Raw genomic sequence first — 15,349 nt, forward strand, 5'->3', positions numbered from 1 at the left:
TGTCCAGATGCCTTACCCCAAAGCGGGCTGGCTGGCCGTCCGAGAAAGGACGGCTCCGATGGTATTCACCCCCCATCCCCGGATTCAACGAAAAGATTATCCTTCATTTCTGACTATGATGCTGGGAACCCGCATGAAAAAAAAGATCCGCATTCAATCTCCCGCATCGGGACCCTCTTCTCCCCGTTTCTTGCCGGTACGCCTGATACAGACAGCCCGCGGAGAGGTAAAAGCCGGTCCCTTTGTCGCTATTCTCACTTCATCCTCTCCGGATGGTTTTCGCGGGAATCGTCAAAATTTCATCGACTTGATCCTGACCGGCCACCAGATGGGTGTCACGGTATTTATCCTGACACCGGAAGGGGTCCGCTCCGGGAGCAGCGGATCTGTACGGGGGTGGCTGCTCGATACAAGAAATCGGAAGAAGCGCTGGCTATCCGCCACTCTTCCGATGCCGGATGTGGTCTACAACCGGATTCCCACCCGCCGTATCGAACAGCGGCATGTGGAAAGAGAAGTCCTGCGACAGTTCATCTCCTCACCTCGAATACACCTGTTTAACCCCGGATTTTTTGACAAATGGACCATCTCCCTGTATTTGCAACGTTCACCGAATTTCAGGAAAATGCTTCCGGAAACCGAACAGTGGGGCGACATTCACTCTTTCCGAGAAATGCTGGAAAAACATGAAACACTGTATTTGAAACCCGCCGACGGAAAAGCCGGAGACGGAATGATCCGGGTCACCCGAGAAAAAGATGCCTTTGAAATCGTTCATCAAACAGCGGCGAAAAATCAGCGAATCCGCGTTTCCTCCAGACAAGAACTGTTTCGCCGACTCACCTCGCTGACACATTCTCAACGGTATGTCCTCCAGCAGGGTATTCCTTTGGCCCGCTACCGCCAACGCCCCTTCGATCTTCGCCTGCTCCTGCAAAAGGACGGAACCGGGCGGTGGAGCCGGACAGGAATCGGGATCCGGCTGGCGGGACAAGACGCCATCAGTACCCACGTTCCTCGAGGCGGGTCCATTGAAAATCCCCTCTCCGTCATGCAGGACACCTTCGGCGACCGAGCCGGGGAACGAATCAAGCAAATCGGGGAGACCGGGATCCGGCTGGCGGCCTATATTGAACAACAGTACGGACATAACCTGGGGGAAATGTCCATGGATATGGGTATCGATCGAAGCGGGCGCCTTTGGTTTTTCGAAGCCAATGCCAAACCGATGAAATTTGATGAACCGGATATCCGAGAACGTTCTCTTAAAAAACTGATCCATTATTTCTTATATTTGAGCGGTTTTCACCCACTTCACCGAAGAGAGGGCATCAAGGCATGAATGTTTACGTACTGACACCCGTCCAACTGAAACGCCTCCGTCCATCCATCCTCCAGTTCGCCAAAAAATACGGAGATCAACGGATCACCCACCGCGCCCTGCGCTGGCTGAAAACCCTGAAATCCGGCCCTTTTCCCGAAGGAACTTGGATGGCCACAGCTGTCGACGGACGGCGGTTGATCGGTTTCATCCTGTTCGGCCGGTATGGGCTGGAGGAGTCTTTCATCGTTGTGCATCCCTCCTACCGCAAAAAAGGAGTGGCGGAAACCCTCCTCCAGGCCGCCTTGGATGAAATGGATAAAATTTATACCCGGGTGGCCTGCGACAACCTCCCCAGCCTGAAGCTGTGCTTCTCGGCAGGACTGGTGGCCTTCCATCTCATCAAGGGGCCCACAGGAAAGCCCACACTTTGCTTCGGCGGAGGCGAATGGAATCCCGCTGAGTTTAAAGAAAAAGCCGTCTGATGAATCATCCCTCCGACTTTAACGGGGGGATTTTTCTTGGAATCGCCCATATTTTCCTTCACCGGTTTCCGCACGGGTTCCTAATGAATATACCTATATTTGAAGATCCAAAGGAAAGGGATGAGTGAAAGTGAGCCGAAGAAAGAAATCCTCCATCCGCAATCGCTCCCAGCCCCAACCACAACCCCAACAACAACCCCAACAACAACCCCAACCACCACGCATGGAAGACGAATGGGTCCTGGAACAGATCATCCAAAAAGAAATGAAAGATATAAAGAAAGGCGCCTCACCTCAGCATGACAATCATACCGGCTCCGCTTCCAAACAGGGAGAGTCCCCCTCGACTCCCGCCGACGATTCCTCTCCTGACAAACGGAACCATTCCATCCGGACGACCGGGAAACCCTTCACCCAAGGAATCGACTCCCAGGCAGTTGCTCGACAGCTGAAACAGAACCGAGTCCAGGGAGCCTCTGGAAAACCTTTTCTCTACACCGGGGACCTGGTGGATGGATCCGTCACCAATGAAAAATTGGGTAACGCCAGCGTTGACAGCTCCAAAATCCTCAACGGATCGGTGGAGAAACACCATCTCAAAGACCTGGCCGTGGACACCTCCAAACTGGCCAACGGGTCTGTGCAATCCTCCAAAATCGCTCCGAAAGCCATCAAAGAATACCATATCGCTCCGGAAGCCGTCGGATCGGACCAGGTGCAAAGAGAAGCGATTCTGACTGACCACATCAAAGAAAACGACCTCCAGGGAAACCGGTTGGCGGATCATACCATCAGCAGCACCAAAATCCAGGATCAAGCAATTCAGTCCAACCATCTCGCTCCCCAACAGATTCAGGGCAAACACCTGGCTGACGAAACTGTAACCGACTCCCATATTCGAAGCGGATCGATTACCACCCATCTGCTGGCCAACAATGCGGTCAACCAAGCCAAACTGGCCGAAGGTGCGGTCTCCTCGGATAATCTGCGGCCGGAATCCGTCCATTCCGAAAAAATCGCGGAAGGGGCCGTCACCTCCAAAAAAATCGCTCCCCGCGTCATACAAAAAGATCATTTGGACCATCTGTCCGTAGAGAGTCAACATCTCTCCGACCATGCCGTCACCGAAACGAAAATCGCACCGGATTCCGTCCATTCCAACGCGTTGAAAAAACAATCCGTCAACAGTCAGCACCTTAACGACGGTACCATCCAAACCCAACATTTGGCCAGTTCCTGCGTCAACCGGTCGAAAATCGCTCCCGATTCCATCGACGCCAATATTCTTCAACCGGAGTCCGTTTATAGCAAACATTTGACTACCGGAGCTGTCCAAGAAAGCCATCTGAGAAATCGCTCCATCACCAAAAGCAAGATTGCACCGAGATCCATTCAAGCGGAGTCCGTGGAAGAAAACAGTATTCAATCTTATCATATCGCTGATCAGGCCATCCGGGAACATCATTACGCTCCCCAATCCATCGGAAGCTCCCATTATCAACAGGAGTCGATCAAAGACACCCATATCGCGGAAAATTCGGTGACCGGATCCAAGCTCGCTGATCGTTCCATCACGACTTCCAAACTTTGTCCGGAATCCATCTCCACAGACAAAATGATCGACTACTCCGTGACCAACGCCAAATTGGGCAATGAATCCGTCAGCGGCGAAAAGCTGGCCCCCGGAAGTGTTGACAGCTATCACCTCACACCTGAATCCATCTCGTCACAGCATATCGGGGACGGTCAAATCCTTTCCTCTCACCTGGCGGACGACGGTGTCACTGCGGAAAAACTCTCCCTCGAATCCATTCAGGAAAAACATATCGCTGAAGGAACCGTTTCATCCCATCACTTGGCCGATCAAAGCATCACCGCCGATAAATTGGCCAAAGGAGCGGTCACCAGCAAGCATATCGCCTCAGACGCCGTCAGCAGTTCCCACTTGAAAAATGAAGCCGTTCAAGCCGAACATCTGGCTGATGAATCCATCTTCTCTTCCAAGCTGGTTCCCCGATCCATCCAGAATTATCATCTGAGCGAGGCATCCGTCACCGATCAGCACATCGGCGACGGGGCCGTCCAATCCCGACACTTGGCAGAGGGGGCCTTTACCGGTGAAGCTCTCCAACAGGGGGCAATCGCTTCGCATCACCTGGCCGACCGGGCCGTTACCTCCGATAAGCTGGAGCACCACGCGGTTACCGGCGAGCATATCGAAGAGGAGACTGTAGATAGCTTCCATCTGAAATCCCAGGCCGTTCAGACGGATCATCTCGCCGAAGGCTCTGTCCAATCCTCCCACCTGAGTGAAGGTAGCGTGACCGAGGAGCACATCGGCGACGGGGCCGTCCAATCCCGACACTTGGCAGAGGGGACCTTTACCGGTGAAGCTCTCCAACAGGGGGCAATCGCTTCGCATCACCTGGCCGACCGGGCCGTTACCTCCGATAAGCTGGAGCATCACGCGGTCACCGGCGAGCATATCGAAGAGGAGACTGTAGATAGCTTCCATCTGAAATCCCAGGCCGTTCAGACGGATCATCTCGCCGAAGGCTCTGTCCAATCCTCCCATCTGAGTGAAGGTGCCGTCATCGAGGAGCACATCGGCGACGGGGCCATCCAATCCCGACACTTGGCGGAGGGGGCCTTTACCGGTGAAAAAATCGCGGATGGAAGCATCGGGCCGGAGAAGTTGTCCTCCCCCGTTCCAGCCCTTCAATCAGGAACTATTCCCTTTATACTGGATGAAGGCCAAACGACGGAAAAGGTAACCGTCTCCCTGTCCGATTCCTTTTCCACCCCGGGATACGTCGCTGTGGCCATGACCGATCACCCCGGCTGTGTTGCCAGTCTCATCGATCGCCATCCCGACACTTTTACTCTGCATATCCGACGTACCGACACCGGAACGGGCAGGGTTTCCGGATCCCTCTTCTGGCTCGCCGTCGGCTCCGGAGAACCGAATTCCTTCGAAAAGAAAGCCTTCGAGGACTCCGATCGACAAACGTCTTTCACCGACGATTCACACCCGTCGGAAGAAGTCGCCGCCGTCCTTTCCTTTGCCGCCGATCCCGACCCGTCGGACAGCGACTCTGAAGCGGAACCTGCCTCTCCCATGTCCACATCGGAAAAGGAAGGAAATACCGACTCCGACGACGAAATCGACCGTAAAAATGCGGAGAAAGGCCCCGAAAACAAAAAAAACAGGCATGTTTGGAGAGGTCAAAACTCCCAGGCAGTCGAAGACTCCGATTTCAACTGGTGGAAATGATACGGTTTTTACAAATAAGCACCCGCCCCTCACCCGGGGCGGGTGCTTATTTGCATGTAAAAAGATCTTACACTTTCTTTACCCATCTACTGCTGAAATGGTGAAAACTCCACAAAATCAAAGGTTTCTCGGTAAGCCCTGTGATACAGTTCGTAATACACCTTCACTTTTTCGTTCGTGTCGGGAAGTGGATACACTCGATATTCTGCACAAGCATATTCATCATTCCGCACGACTTCCCGCTCTTCAATGTCTCGATCGGCGAGGACAAATGTAGGAGGATCATCTTCAGTCCCTGTGCAAGCATGTGAGGATTCAAGCACATATCCGTCATATTCACTTCGATATGTTCTGACTCCCGATTCACAGTACGCTTTTAAATCCTTCGATAACGCTTCCCCATAGAGGAATCTGTATGTAGCTTCATGCTTTCCGTCGTTTGCCTGTGCTTCCTGCCCATGCAATGTCACTGCAACCAATGTTACGATAAATACCATCACGGCTTTGTGTAATGGGAATTTCAAAAAATCCACCTTCTCCCTTTTTTAAATTTCTGTTAACTCGATGATATATTTTTTATACATCGAATCGGAGAAAATCAACTATGGCCCCTGCCATCTTCGACAGAGGCCAACGACTGTCAGCGGGGAGCCGAACACCAGTAGAGGTTGGAGTTTTCGCGTGTGATATTGCGAGTGACAATGTTGTCGCCTACACAAGGACTCCACCGGATATCGGTGTTTCGTACCGTCAGATTCTGCAGGGTGATATCCCGCGAAGGCGGAAACTCATCGCGGGCGGCGAGCCGGATCTCACCGCCACCGTTCACTGTACCGGACTGGTCCGCGATCGTCATATTGTAGCAGTTCTCAATCAGGATGGAATTGTTTCCGGTACGTTGGATGTCAACCTGATCAATCACGACACCTCCGCTTTCGGAGACACAAAAAATCCCTCGACCGCCCCCGACAGCTTTAACGCTGCCAATGCGAATATTGGTCGGGTAGCTGTCTCCTACGCGGCCATTGCGGTTCGCAAACCGCAATGCGGCGTAACCCGTACCTGTACCGGCACCATCAGCGTCGATCCTGTTCACCGTGGCGTTGATGGTATCGTTCAGGAGCAATCCGGAACCACCTGTGTCGCGTACCGTCACTCTGTTGATGCTGAGGCCGTCGACCCCGTAGGTTTCCACTCCGTGTGTGCTTGTTCCGGAAACGTAAACCTGATCGATTTGGATGTTGCGCGAACGCTCACTGCGGTTGCCATGGTTATCGATCCGGACACCCAGACCGCTGGAGACCCGGATTTGGATATCGCCGAGAACGACGTTCTCGACATTCCGCATGAAAATCCCATACGACGGACTGCCGGTCACATTCAGATAACGCACCTCGATATCCCGTACGCCGCGGGCGTAGATGGGAGCGTAATCACCGGAGGCGGAACCGGTTACGTTGATCGTGCCGCAGACGTCGATTCCCGTGTAACTGGGCAGTGAGATTCGAGAATCGGCACTGATCGAACCATCACCACGCACCAACACCCACTCTTTCGAGGCTCGACCCGAGGTGAGACTGTTGATCGCGGCCTGTACGGCCGCAGCCATGTCGCCGCCGCTGTAAACGGTTGTTCTGCTTCCATTACGTGCAGTCCACGTATTGCCGTTCTTCGTCACTTCAGCATCGTAGGAGGGACGGTCGCCGCAGGCGGCGAAAGCGGGTTGCTCGTAGCCGACCAAGATTACCGGAGCCATCAGCACGATGATCGTCACGGCTACAATACCGCTAAACCATCGACGCCGCCCATTCAAGTTTTCGCCAACTTGCCACATGGTAACGAGTAACGATCACCTCCCGATATATAACTGAAGGTTTCGATCCAAATAGGATGATTCCTTTATTTATCTTTCGAAAAAACGATCAACTTTAGGGGCACTGAAAACACCGCCCGCCTGCTCCGACCCCATACGGCTGTTCCCGAACCTGCACCGATAAATCCAATATTCAGCATCAAATTTCTCCTTCAAATCCCGACTTTTTGCGATTGTATGAAGCGGAGGGATTGCACCAGACTTTCCGCCGGATTCCCGGGCACCTCACATTCCAGGGACGCCCAACCATCGTAGTCGATTTCCTGCAACGCTTTGATACCGCTGCTGAAATCGGTATGTCCCCGACCGGGTACGACCCGGTTCGAATCCGCCAGGTGGACATAACCCAGCCATTTGGCTGCGTCCATGATCGATCGGGGGATGTCGGCCTCCTCGATATTCATGTGGAAAAAATCTGCCAGGACCGTCATATGGGGAGAGCCGACCCGCTCACAGACCCGGACCGCCTGCTCCAAGCGGTTGAGCAGATGGGTCTCGTATCGGTTCAGCGGTTCGAGGATCACTTTCGAACCTTGCCGCCCCGCATATTTCGTCAGTTCACCAAGCTGATCGACAAGCAGTTCCTCTTCCAGCTCCACGGCGGTCTTCCAGGGGGTCATATCCGGCAACCGAGGCGGACCGAAGATCGGTACCAAAATGACGCCGTCGGCCCCCACCTCTGACGCCAAGGCGAGCAACTGTTTGAATTGGGCTTTGGCCTGCTCTCGGTCCGCCTCATCCGGATCGAGAATCGCGAATTTGTATCCCCCGCAGATACACGCCGCCGATACCCCACTCTCCTTCAGAGCAGACTTGACTTCGTCGACACGGCCGGCCAGACCGTCCCCGTTCAGCTCCAATCCTTCATAACCATAAGCTGCGGCGTTTTCTGCCTTTTCGCGGAAAGACTTGCCTGGTACCAGAGTCTCTTGAAGGGCGAATTTCATACGGATCACAACCTTTCGTCTCTTTGAAACGGATGATGGCTCAACATATCTCCGGACAAAAAAGGGTCTACAACTCCTCCAAGGGCTTCGCATTTCCGAAAAAGGGGCGAGGCCCCTCACCCGGGACAAGCCAGCGTACAGCGTTGGCAATCACTTTCAATACCTGAGGGTGATGGTAGGTGGGGTACGTTTCATGCCCGGGTCTGAAATAGAACATTTTACCGCAACCGCGGCGATAGGTACACCCGCTGCGAAACACCTCTCCCCCTTTAAACCAACTGACAAAGATGAGCTCATCCGGTTGGGGGATATCGAAAAACTCTCCGTACATTTCCTCTTTTTCGATATCGATGGACTCGCCGACCCCATCAGTGATCGGATGGCTCGGTTGGACGACCCAAAGCCGTTCGTTTTCCTCCGCCTCCCGCCATTTCAGGTTGCAGGTCGTACCCATCAGTTTGCGAAAGATCTTAGAGAAATGGCCGGAGTGGAGAACCATGAGTCCCATCCCCTCCAAAACCCGCTGTTGAACTTTTTCCACAATCTCATCCTTCACCTCATCATGGGCGATGTGGCCCCACCAGATCAGGACGTCCGTGTGGTTCAACACCTCATCCGTCAGCCCGTGTTCCGGCTCATCCAGCGTCGCTGTTGTTACTTCCAGACCCTCTTTTTTCAGATGGTTGGCAATGGCTCCGTGGATGCCCTCGGGATAGATCGTCTGTACCGTCTCGTTCGTCTGCTCGTGCCGATTTTCATTCCAGACCGTCACTCGGATCGTTCTCCCCATTTTCTTTTCCTTTCCTCCGTTCTCATGCGGATTGGGCGGACATTGATCATAAACACTCCTAACGGGAAGCCGCTTTCACCGTCCCCGACTTGACCGGTTCGCCGGTTTCCGCAGATTGATACAACGCATTAATCAACTGTTGCAGGACGACTCCCTATCCATCGATCCGATCAACCCGATGTCCCATTCAACCCGTTTAGTAATGAGAGACCGGCTTTAGATCGGAAACTCGGATCCACTTTCCGCTCTGCGCCGATTTTTCCACAGCCTCCAGCACCATCTGGTTGCGCAATCCGTCTTCAAAATTAGGAGATGGGCTGTATCCCCCGGCGATTCCGTTCATCAACTCGGAAAACAGGTTGATGAAGGTATGTTCATAGCCGATAATGTGCCCCGGAGGCCAGTAAGCCCCGGCATAAGGGTGTTCCTCCTCCGTGCAGTTGACCGTCCGGAACCCTTGCAATCCCGCCTCGTCCTCCTCCAGGTAGACCTCGAGGTCGTTCATATTCTCCAAGTCCCAACGGATGGAACCCTTTTCTCCGTTGATTTCGAACCGGTTTCCATTTCGGTTTCCACCGGCGAAGCGGGTTGCTTCAAAGACGCCCAGAGCCCCGTTTTCAAACCGAGCCATAAACGCCGATGCGTCGTCGACATCCACGTCGCCCATCTTCCCACCGTCGGCCCGGGCATTCAATCCGCCGCTCATTTCGCCGACGGGACGCTTCTTGATAAACGTTTCCATCATGCCGACCACATCTGCGAACTCCCCCACTAGAAAACGGGCTAAGTCCAACATATGGGCTCCGATATCCCCGAGGGCGCCGGAGCCGGTCATTTCTTTCCGTTGACGCCATACCAGCGGGAACTGGGGATCCATGATCCAGTCCTGCAGGTACTGGCCACGGATATGGTAGATTCGGCCCAGCCGGCCCTCGTCGATCAGTTTTTTGGCAAACTGTACCGCCGGCGCGAAGCGGTAGTTATGGCAGAACATGTGGACCGTTCCCGCTTTATGGACAGCCTCCGCCATCCGCCGAGCCTGATCCACCGTCATTGCCAGGGGCTTCTCGCAGACGACGTGCTTCCCCGCTTCCGCCGCGGCGACGGCTATCTCCGCGTGGAGATTGTTCGGCGTGACGATATCGATCAGATCGATATCATCCCGTTCCAGCAGACGACGCCAATCAGTTTCAAAGGAAGCCCATCCCAACTGTTTCGCCGCCTTTTCCACCCCTATCCGGTCCCGACCGGCCACTGCTTGCTGAACCGGAACGGCTTCGGTATCAAAGAAGAACGGCAGATCTCGGTAGGCATGACTGTGCGCTTTTCCCATAAACTTGTATCCGATCATTCCGACCCGTATCCGGTTTTTATGGATTACGCCCACCAAATTTCACCCACCCTTTCTCGAATCATCAGATTCTTCAGGAATGAAACAGCCTTTTGAAACCCTTCTTCCACCGACATCAGGCTGTCTTCGTGTTCGATGCTGATCGCCCCTTCGTATCCGACCAATTGCAGAGCGCTGATGATCCGCTTCCAGGTTTCCTCGCCATGTCCATAGCCCACGGTGCGAAAGATCCAGGAGCGATTCAACTCATCCCGGTAGCTCTTGGTATCCAGTACTCCGTTGGCTGCCGTGTTTTGTTCATCGATCCCCGTATCCTTGGCATGGAAGTGGTACAAGGCTCCGGCTTTGGCCATCTCTTTGATGCCGACCACCGGGTCCATGTTCTGCCAGAAGAGATGGCTGGGATCGAAGTTGACACCGATGCTGTCCCCACACTGCTCCCGCAAGTGCAGCATCGTTTCGGTATTGTAAACCGCAAACCCCGGATGGGGCTCAATCGCCACCCGTACTCCGTACTGTTTTAAGAATCGGTCCTGTTCTTTCCAATAAGGGATCACCTTTTCTTCCCACTGCCATTGGAGAACTGCCGAAAAGTCGTCGGGCCAGGGACAGGAAACCCATACCGGGTGTAAGGAATGCTCCGACTCACCCGGACATCCGGAAAAGGTGATCACGTTTTTCACACCCAGCTTGGCCGCGAGTCGAACCGTATTCTCGAAGGATTCATGGTCTTTCCGCGCCTTCTCCCTGTCGGGATGAAGGGGATTTCCGTGACAGCTCAACGCACTGATCTCCAACCCGCGGCTTTCTACACCCTGCCTGAACCGGTTGCATTCCCTTTCATTTTCCAACAGGCGCGAGGGATTGCAGTGGTTGTCTCCTGGAAACCCGCCGGCACCGATTTCCACAGTCTCCAGACCGCTGTATGCAATGGAGTCCAACGCCTCTTCCAACGGCTGATCCCCAAACAAAACAGCAAACACACCCAGTTTCACAGCCATTTCCCCCTTATCGAGTGAGTGATTACACCAGACCCCGCTCTTTCAGATGTTCGATGCTGATTTTGACACTTTCCATGGGGGAGCGGGTACGACATTCATCCTGCTCCACCATGTACCAGTCGACACCGGCGGACTCCCCTGCGGCGAAAACGGCATCCAGGTCCAGGAGTCCCGTCCCCACTTCGGTGAAAAAACCCTCTTCCCCCTTCTCCATGTCCTTCAAGTGAACGACAGGAACCCTCCCCGCATGTTGGCGGATATATTGGATTTCATCCTTTCCTCCTTTCCGAACCCAGTACAGGTCCAGTTCGGCCAGGACGGTGGAGGAATCGGTTTCGTTAAACAGTACGTCCAGCGCCGTAGTCCCCTCCAACCGGCTTTCCAACTCAAAAGCGTGGTTGTGGTAACCGAAACGCAGGCCCTGTCTACCAACCTCAGCTCCGATCTCCGCCAACTCTTGGATAAACGCCCTCGCCGTTGTGGGATCCCGGTACACACTTGGGTCGATCCACGGGCAGACGATATAATCACACCCGATTTGTCGGTGGAACTCCAGCGTCTCCGGCAGTCGGTTTCGAAGATCGTCGATGCCGACATGGCTGGAGACGGGGACAAGCCCCAGATCGTCGATGATCTTTTTCACCTCCGCGGCGGATCGGTGGTAAAACCCGGAAAACTCCACGCCCTGGTAACCCAACTTCGCCACTTTATGCAATGTCCCGGGAAAGTTTTCAGCACACGCATCCCGTAAAGTATACATCTGTAAACCAATCTGATGTCGGGACATGTGATCCCATCCTTTCTACGTTCTGATTCGCAAAGCCTAGAAGCGTTGTGATTTTAGCACATCCTTGATGGGTCGGGGTGGGGTTCCACACTCCGTTTCGTTGTTCTGACGAGCCAAAGGCACTCCGTGTGGAACCCCACCCTCCCGAAAACGGACTTTTTCACAATGCTTCTAGTGCCCCATCTGGTAACCAAGTTGGGAGGGTGGTAGGCCGGCGTAGATCCTTTGCACTCAGGGGAGCACAAGTCTTGCCAAGGTCGCTCCGCTCCCCGGTCTCCCTATGCGTTTTTTGCAAGAGATCGGTGACGGCCTACCAGCCCGACCACCCCCAGCAAGGGATCAAACAGATCAAAGTTGCCTGAACGGATGGTTCAACACCCCTAACCTTTCATTCCCGTGAGCGCGATTCCCTCAATAATCTGTCGCTGCAAGATGACGTAGACGATGAGGATCGGCAAAATCGAAATCACCGCACCGGCCATCATCAGGGCCCAGTCCGCCGTATACAGTCCTTTGAACGAATTAAGCAGCATCGGTACCGTAAACAGTTGAGGAGAGTTCAGGTAAATCAGCGGCTCCAGAAATTGATTCCACATATCTTTAAATGCGAAGATAGCGAAAGCCGCCAGCGCCGGGCGAATCAAAGGGAAGATGACGCTCCACCAGATCCGCAACGGATGGGCTCCATCCACAATCGCCGCTTCCTCCAGTTCCCTTGGAATCCCCATAATAAATTGCCGCAGCAGGAAAATCCCGAATGCTTTAAACAATAACTCCGGCATAATCAATGCCCAATGGGTATCCACCCAACCGAATTGCTGCAACATTAAGTACTGCGGCACGATAATCACCTGCTTAGGCACCATCATCATCGAAATGACGAGCAAAAACAGAAACTTATCTCCCGGAAACTGAAATTTGGCAAAAGCATAGGCCGCCAACGAACAGAAAAACACCTGAGAAATGACCACGACCACGGTGATGTAAAAGCTGTTGAAATAGGCTGCATCGAAAGGCATCACTTCCAGGGTTCGAATGAAATTTTCCCATTGAACGGGATTAGGTAACCATATGGGAGGAATTTGAAATATTTGCGCAGGTGTCTTAAGAGAACTGCTCAGGGTCCACAGAAAAGGAAAGACCATCACCACTGCACCGAGACTCAGGACAATATGCAACACCCATTGAACCGGTTTGATCCGCAGCGGTTTTTTCATTATAGGGCTACCCTTCATAATGAACCCACCTTCGCGAAACCTTGAACTGCATCAGCGTGAAAAACAAAATAATCACGAACAACACGACAGCCGTGGCAGCACTGGCTCCAAACTGGCCATTTTGAAAAGCTGTCTCATAAACATGGAGAACCATCACATGACTGGCTCTACCCGGTCCCCCCTGTGTCATCACAAAAACCTGGTCAAACACTTGGAAGGAAGTAATGACGGCCATGACCGTAACAAAGAAGGTCGTCGGTGAAAGCAACGGCAGTGTGATATGGACAAATTTCTGCAATGGGGTCGCTCCGTCAATCTCCGCCGCTTCATAATACGATCTGGAAATCCCCTGCAACCCGGCCAAAAAGATGACAATATTAAAACCGAGCCCCCACCATATTCCCAACATCGCAATTGCGGGGATCACCCAATTCGCGTCCGATAACCAATTGGGCCCCTCTATTCCGATATAACCGAGCAAGGTGTTGAGGATTCCGAAATCCCCGTTCAAAATCCAGATCCACATGATCCCGACCGAGACGGAGCTTGTGACAACCGGCATAAAGTAAAACACCCGGTAAACGTTTTTTCCTGGAATTTTATTTAATGCCAACGCCAGCAGAAGAGCGATCGCAATCCCTGGAGGGATCGTCAAAACCGTATAGTACACCGTGTTGATGACCGCTGTTTGAAAGACGGGGTTTTGAAACTGATCGATAAAATGGTTGAACCCGACAAACGTTTTTTCTCCAAACCCATCCCATTTCATGATACTGAGGGCAAATGCGAAACACAACGGGATTAACCAGAATACCAACAGACCAATCATTGCCGGGGTGACAAAGGCATAGGCCCACCATTTGCGGTATCGATGATGCATGTTTGTCACTCCTGTCGCTACATGTTTGTATGGAGTAACTACGGCGAGCGGACAACACCCCCCTCACCCGCTCACCGCTTCCCATCGCGTTGACGGTGATGCTACTTGGACATCGATTGTATCGTTTTTACCACTTTTTCAACCGTTTCTTCCGGAGAAGCCTTACCCAGTAACATGACTTCATACAAATCCTGAAGCTCGTTTACCAATCCGGGTGTCAACGCACTTTTGCTTTGAGGGGTTCCGTGAGCATAGCCGGTTTCTCTTGCTTCGTTCATATAGTCGGTATGCGGCGGCTCATCCGTCACGATATCATCAATACCGGTCACGGAAGGAATGGCATTTCCGATACCGGACAGCCTGGCAGTCTGACCCGCTTCGGAAACGTAGAAAGAAAGAAATTTCATCGCTTCTTCCTTGTGTTCTGAATGGGCATTGACTGAAAGATAAGCGGTGGGGATCGCCACGGGCTCTGTCTTTTTCCCGGTATTGGTCGGCCAAGGAATGTAATCGAAATGGACCCCGGCTTCATGGAACATCGGAGTTAACCAACGTCCCGCTGAAATCATGCCCACTTGTTTTGAAAGAAACATCGCATCTAGTCCTTGACCCTCCGGGAGCGTTCCGGCATACACCGCATTTCCTTCCTGTACCAGACTGTTCATAAAAGCAATCGCTTCTTGGGCTTCCTTATTTTTGTCGAGCACCAACTGACCGTTGTCATCATAAACGGAGCCGCCGTTTGACCAGATCCAGCTTTCAACCTGTTGCAAGGTATTTTCCTGTATATATCCTTTTTTACCTCCTTTTTTCAGCTCCGTTGTCACTTCTTTAAAGGCATCCCAGTTCCACTTGCCTTCATCGTAATATTGTTGTGGCGTCTTTATTCCAAGCTCCTTGAACAAGTCTTTATTGTAATACATGACCAGCGGGTTACAGTCCACCGGTACCCCGTAAATTTCCCCGTCTTTCTTCGCAGCACCCCAGAGCCCCTCTGCATATGCGTCGGGACTCGTGTCGCTTTCCTCCGAGTTTAAAAACGATGTCAACGGTTCAGCGGCGTCTCCTTCCACTACACGCGACATATATTCCGCCCCGACATAGAAGAGATCGGCTCCGCTGTTACCGGTCAGCTGAGTCATCAGCTTCTGTTCATAGCCGTCACTCGCAATCGGAATCAACTCGATGTCTACTTCCGGGTTCTCCTTCATGTAAGCATCAATCGCTTTTTGATAAACTTTCAGTTCGGCCGGATTTCCCCAAGCGGACATAGTCAGTTTTACCTTGGCGGTATTGCCGGCGCTCCCTGAGCAAGCTTGTAAAAAAACCACAGACAACACCAACCCAATCAGGAACAGCAATCTCTTTCCAAAGCGGAACAAAAAGAATCTCTCCTTTTGCTCGATTCGTGTCCCTTCAGGCA

General features: G+C 52.8%; 13 protein-coding genes. 3 read left to right on the forward strand and 10 right to left on the reverse strand.

Annotated features, from left to right (window positions below):
- Positions 1–7: 7 nt before the first annotated feature.
- From CHM34_RS06300 to CHM34_RS06310, 3 genes are all read left to right on the forward strand, one after another.
- The gene (locus tag CHM34_RS06300; RefSeq protein WP_094263743.1) at positions 8–1,342 is read left to right on the forward strand and encodes a YheC/YheD family endospore coat-associated protein; all 1,335 of its coding nucleotides are present in this window, start codon (positions 8–10) and stop codon (positions 1,340–1,342) included.
- Complete coding sequence (locus CHM34_RS06305) at positions 1,339–1,806, forward strand: GNAT family N-acetyltransferase (RefSeq protein ID WP_094263744.1); 468 nt, start codon at positions 1,339–1,341, stop codon at positions 1,804–1,806. The genes CHM34_RS06300 and CHM34_RS06305 overlap by 4 nt, the downstream gene beginning before the upstream one ends.
- 130 nt (positions 1,807–1,936) lie before the next feature.
- Positions 1,937–5,080: a WIAG-tail domain gene (locus CHM34_RS06310; protein WP_141201638.1), complete on the forward strand. Its 3,144-nt coding sequence runs from the start codon at positions 1,937–1,939 to the stop codon at positions 5,078–5,080.
- A gap of 86 nt (positions 5,081–5,166) precedes the next feature.
- Here the strand turns inward: CHM34_RS06310 and CHM34_RS06315 are convergent, their stop codons facing one another.
- The 10 genes from CHM34_RS06315 to CHM34_RS06365 form a co-directional block, all read right to left on the reverse strand.
- The gene (locus CHM34_RS06315) at positions 5,167–5,604 is read right to left on the reverse strand and encodes a hypothetical protein (RefSeq protein ID WP_141201639.1); all 438 of its coding nucleotides are present in this window, start codon (positions 5,602–5,604) and stop codon (positions 5,167–5,169) included.
- A gap of 116 nt (positions 5,605–5,720) precedes the next feature.
- Positions 5,721–6,893 carry a right-handed parallel beta-helix repeat-containing protein gene (locus CHM34_RS06320; RefSeq protein ID WP_206093755.1) on the reverse strand — a complete coding sequence of 391 codons (1,173 nt, stop codon included), beginning with the start codon at positions 6,891–6,893 and terminating at the stop codon, positions 5,721–5,723.
- A gap of 212 nt (positions 6,894–7,105) precedes the next feature.
- Positions 7,106–7,900, reverse strand: a complete 795-nt coding sequence (locus CHM34_RS06325) for a sugar phosphate isomerase/epimerase family protein (protein WP_169713625.1) — start codon at positions 7,898–7,900, stop codon at positions 7,106–7,108.
- 67 nt (positions 7,901–7,967) lie between these two features.
- Positions 7,968–8,690, reverse strand: coding sequence for a ThuA domain-containing protein (locus tag CHM34_RS06330; protein WP_094263748.1), 723 nt, complete (start codon positions 8,688–8,690; stop codon positions 7,968–7,970).
- A gap of 196 nt (positions 8,691–8,886) precedes the next feature.
- Positions 8,887–10,068, reverse strand: a complete 1,182-nt coding sequence (locus CHM34_RS06335; RefSeq protein ID WP_094263922.1) for a Gfo/Idh/MocA family protein — start codon at positions 10,066–10,068, stop codon at positions 8,887–8,889.
- Positions 10,068–11,036, reverse strand: a complete 969-nt coding sequence (locus tag CHM34_RS06340) for a sugar phosphate isomerase/epimerase family protein (protein WP_094263749.1) — start codon at positions 11,034–11,036, stop codon at positions 10,068–10,070. The genes CHM34_RS06335 and CHM34_RS06340 overlap by 1 nt, the downstream gene beginning before the upstream one ends.
- 28 nt (positions 11,037–11,064) lie before the next feature.
- Positions 11,065–11,829 carry a sugar phosphate isomerase/epimerase family protein gene (locus CHM34_RS06345; protein WP_094263750.1) on the reverse strand — a complete coding sequence of 255 codons (765 nt, stop codon included), beginning with the start codon at positions 11,827–11,829 and terminating at the stop codon, positions 11,065–11,067.
- 380 nt (positions 11,830–12,209) lie between these two features.
- Positions 12,210–13,046, reverse strand: a complete 837-nt coding sequence (locus CHM34_RS06355) for a carbohydrate ABC transporter permease (protein WP_240511905.1) — start codon at positions 13,044–13,046, stop codon at positions 12,210–12,212.
- A 7-nt stretch (positions 13,047–13,053) separates the two neighbouring features.
- Positions 13,054–13,926, reverse strand: a complete 873-nt coding sequence (locus CHM34_RS06360) for a carbohydrate ABC transporter permease (protein ID WP_094263753.1) — start codon at positions 13,924–13,926, stop codon at positions 13,054–13,056.
- 101 nt (positions 13,927–14,027) lie between these two features.
- Complete coding sequence (locus tag CHM34_RS06365; RefSeq protein WP_240511906.1) at positions 14,028–15,308, reverse strand: ABC transporter substrate-binding protein; 1,281 nt, start codon at positions 15,306–15,308, stop codon at positions 14,028–14,030.
- Between the last annotated feature and the right edge of the window lie 41 nt (positions 15,309–15,349).

It is taken from the genome of Paludifilum halophilum, assembly GCF_002245355.1.
In the GTDB taxonomy this organism is placed as follows: domain Bacteria; phylum Bacillota; class Bacilli; order Thermoactinomycetales; family DSM-45169; genus Paludifilum; species Paludifilum halophilum.

Excerpts from the sequence above, each read along its gene's own strand:
- CHM34_RS06300 (WP_094263743.1), top strand. The coding sequence starts at position 8 with ATGCCTTACCCCAAAGCGGGCTGGCTGGCCGTCCGAGAAAGGACGGCT.
- CHM34_RS06305 (WP_094263744.1), top strand. The coding sequence starts at position 1,339 with ATGAATGTTTACGTACTGACACCCGTCCAACTGAAACGCCTCCGTCCA.
- CHM34_RS06325 (WP_169713625.1), bottom strand. The coding sequence starts at position 7,900 with ATGAAATTCGCCCTTCAAGAGACTCTGGTACCAGGCAAGTCTTTCCGC.
- CHM34_RS06330 (WP_094263748.1), bottom strand. The coding sequence starts at position 8,690 with ATGGGGAGAACGATCCGAGTGACGGTCTGGAATGAAAATCGGCACGAG.
- CHM34_RS06345 (WP_094263750.1), bottom strand. The coding sequence starts at position 11,829 with ATGTCCCGACATCAGATTGGTTTACAGATGTATACTTTACGGGATGCG.
- CHM34_RS06355 (WP_240511905.1), bottom strand. The coding sequence starts at position 13,046 with ATGAAAAAACCGCTGCGGATCAAACCGGTTCAATGGGTGTTGCATATT.
- CHM34_RS06360 (WP_094263753.1), bottom strand. The coding sequence starts at position 13,926 with ATGCATCATCGATACCGCAAATGGTGGGCCTATGCCTTTGTCACCCCG.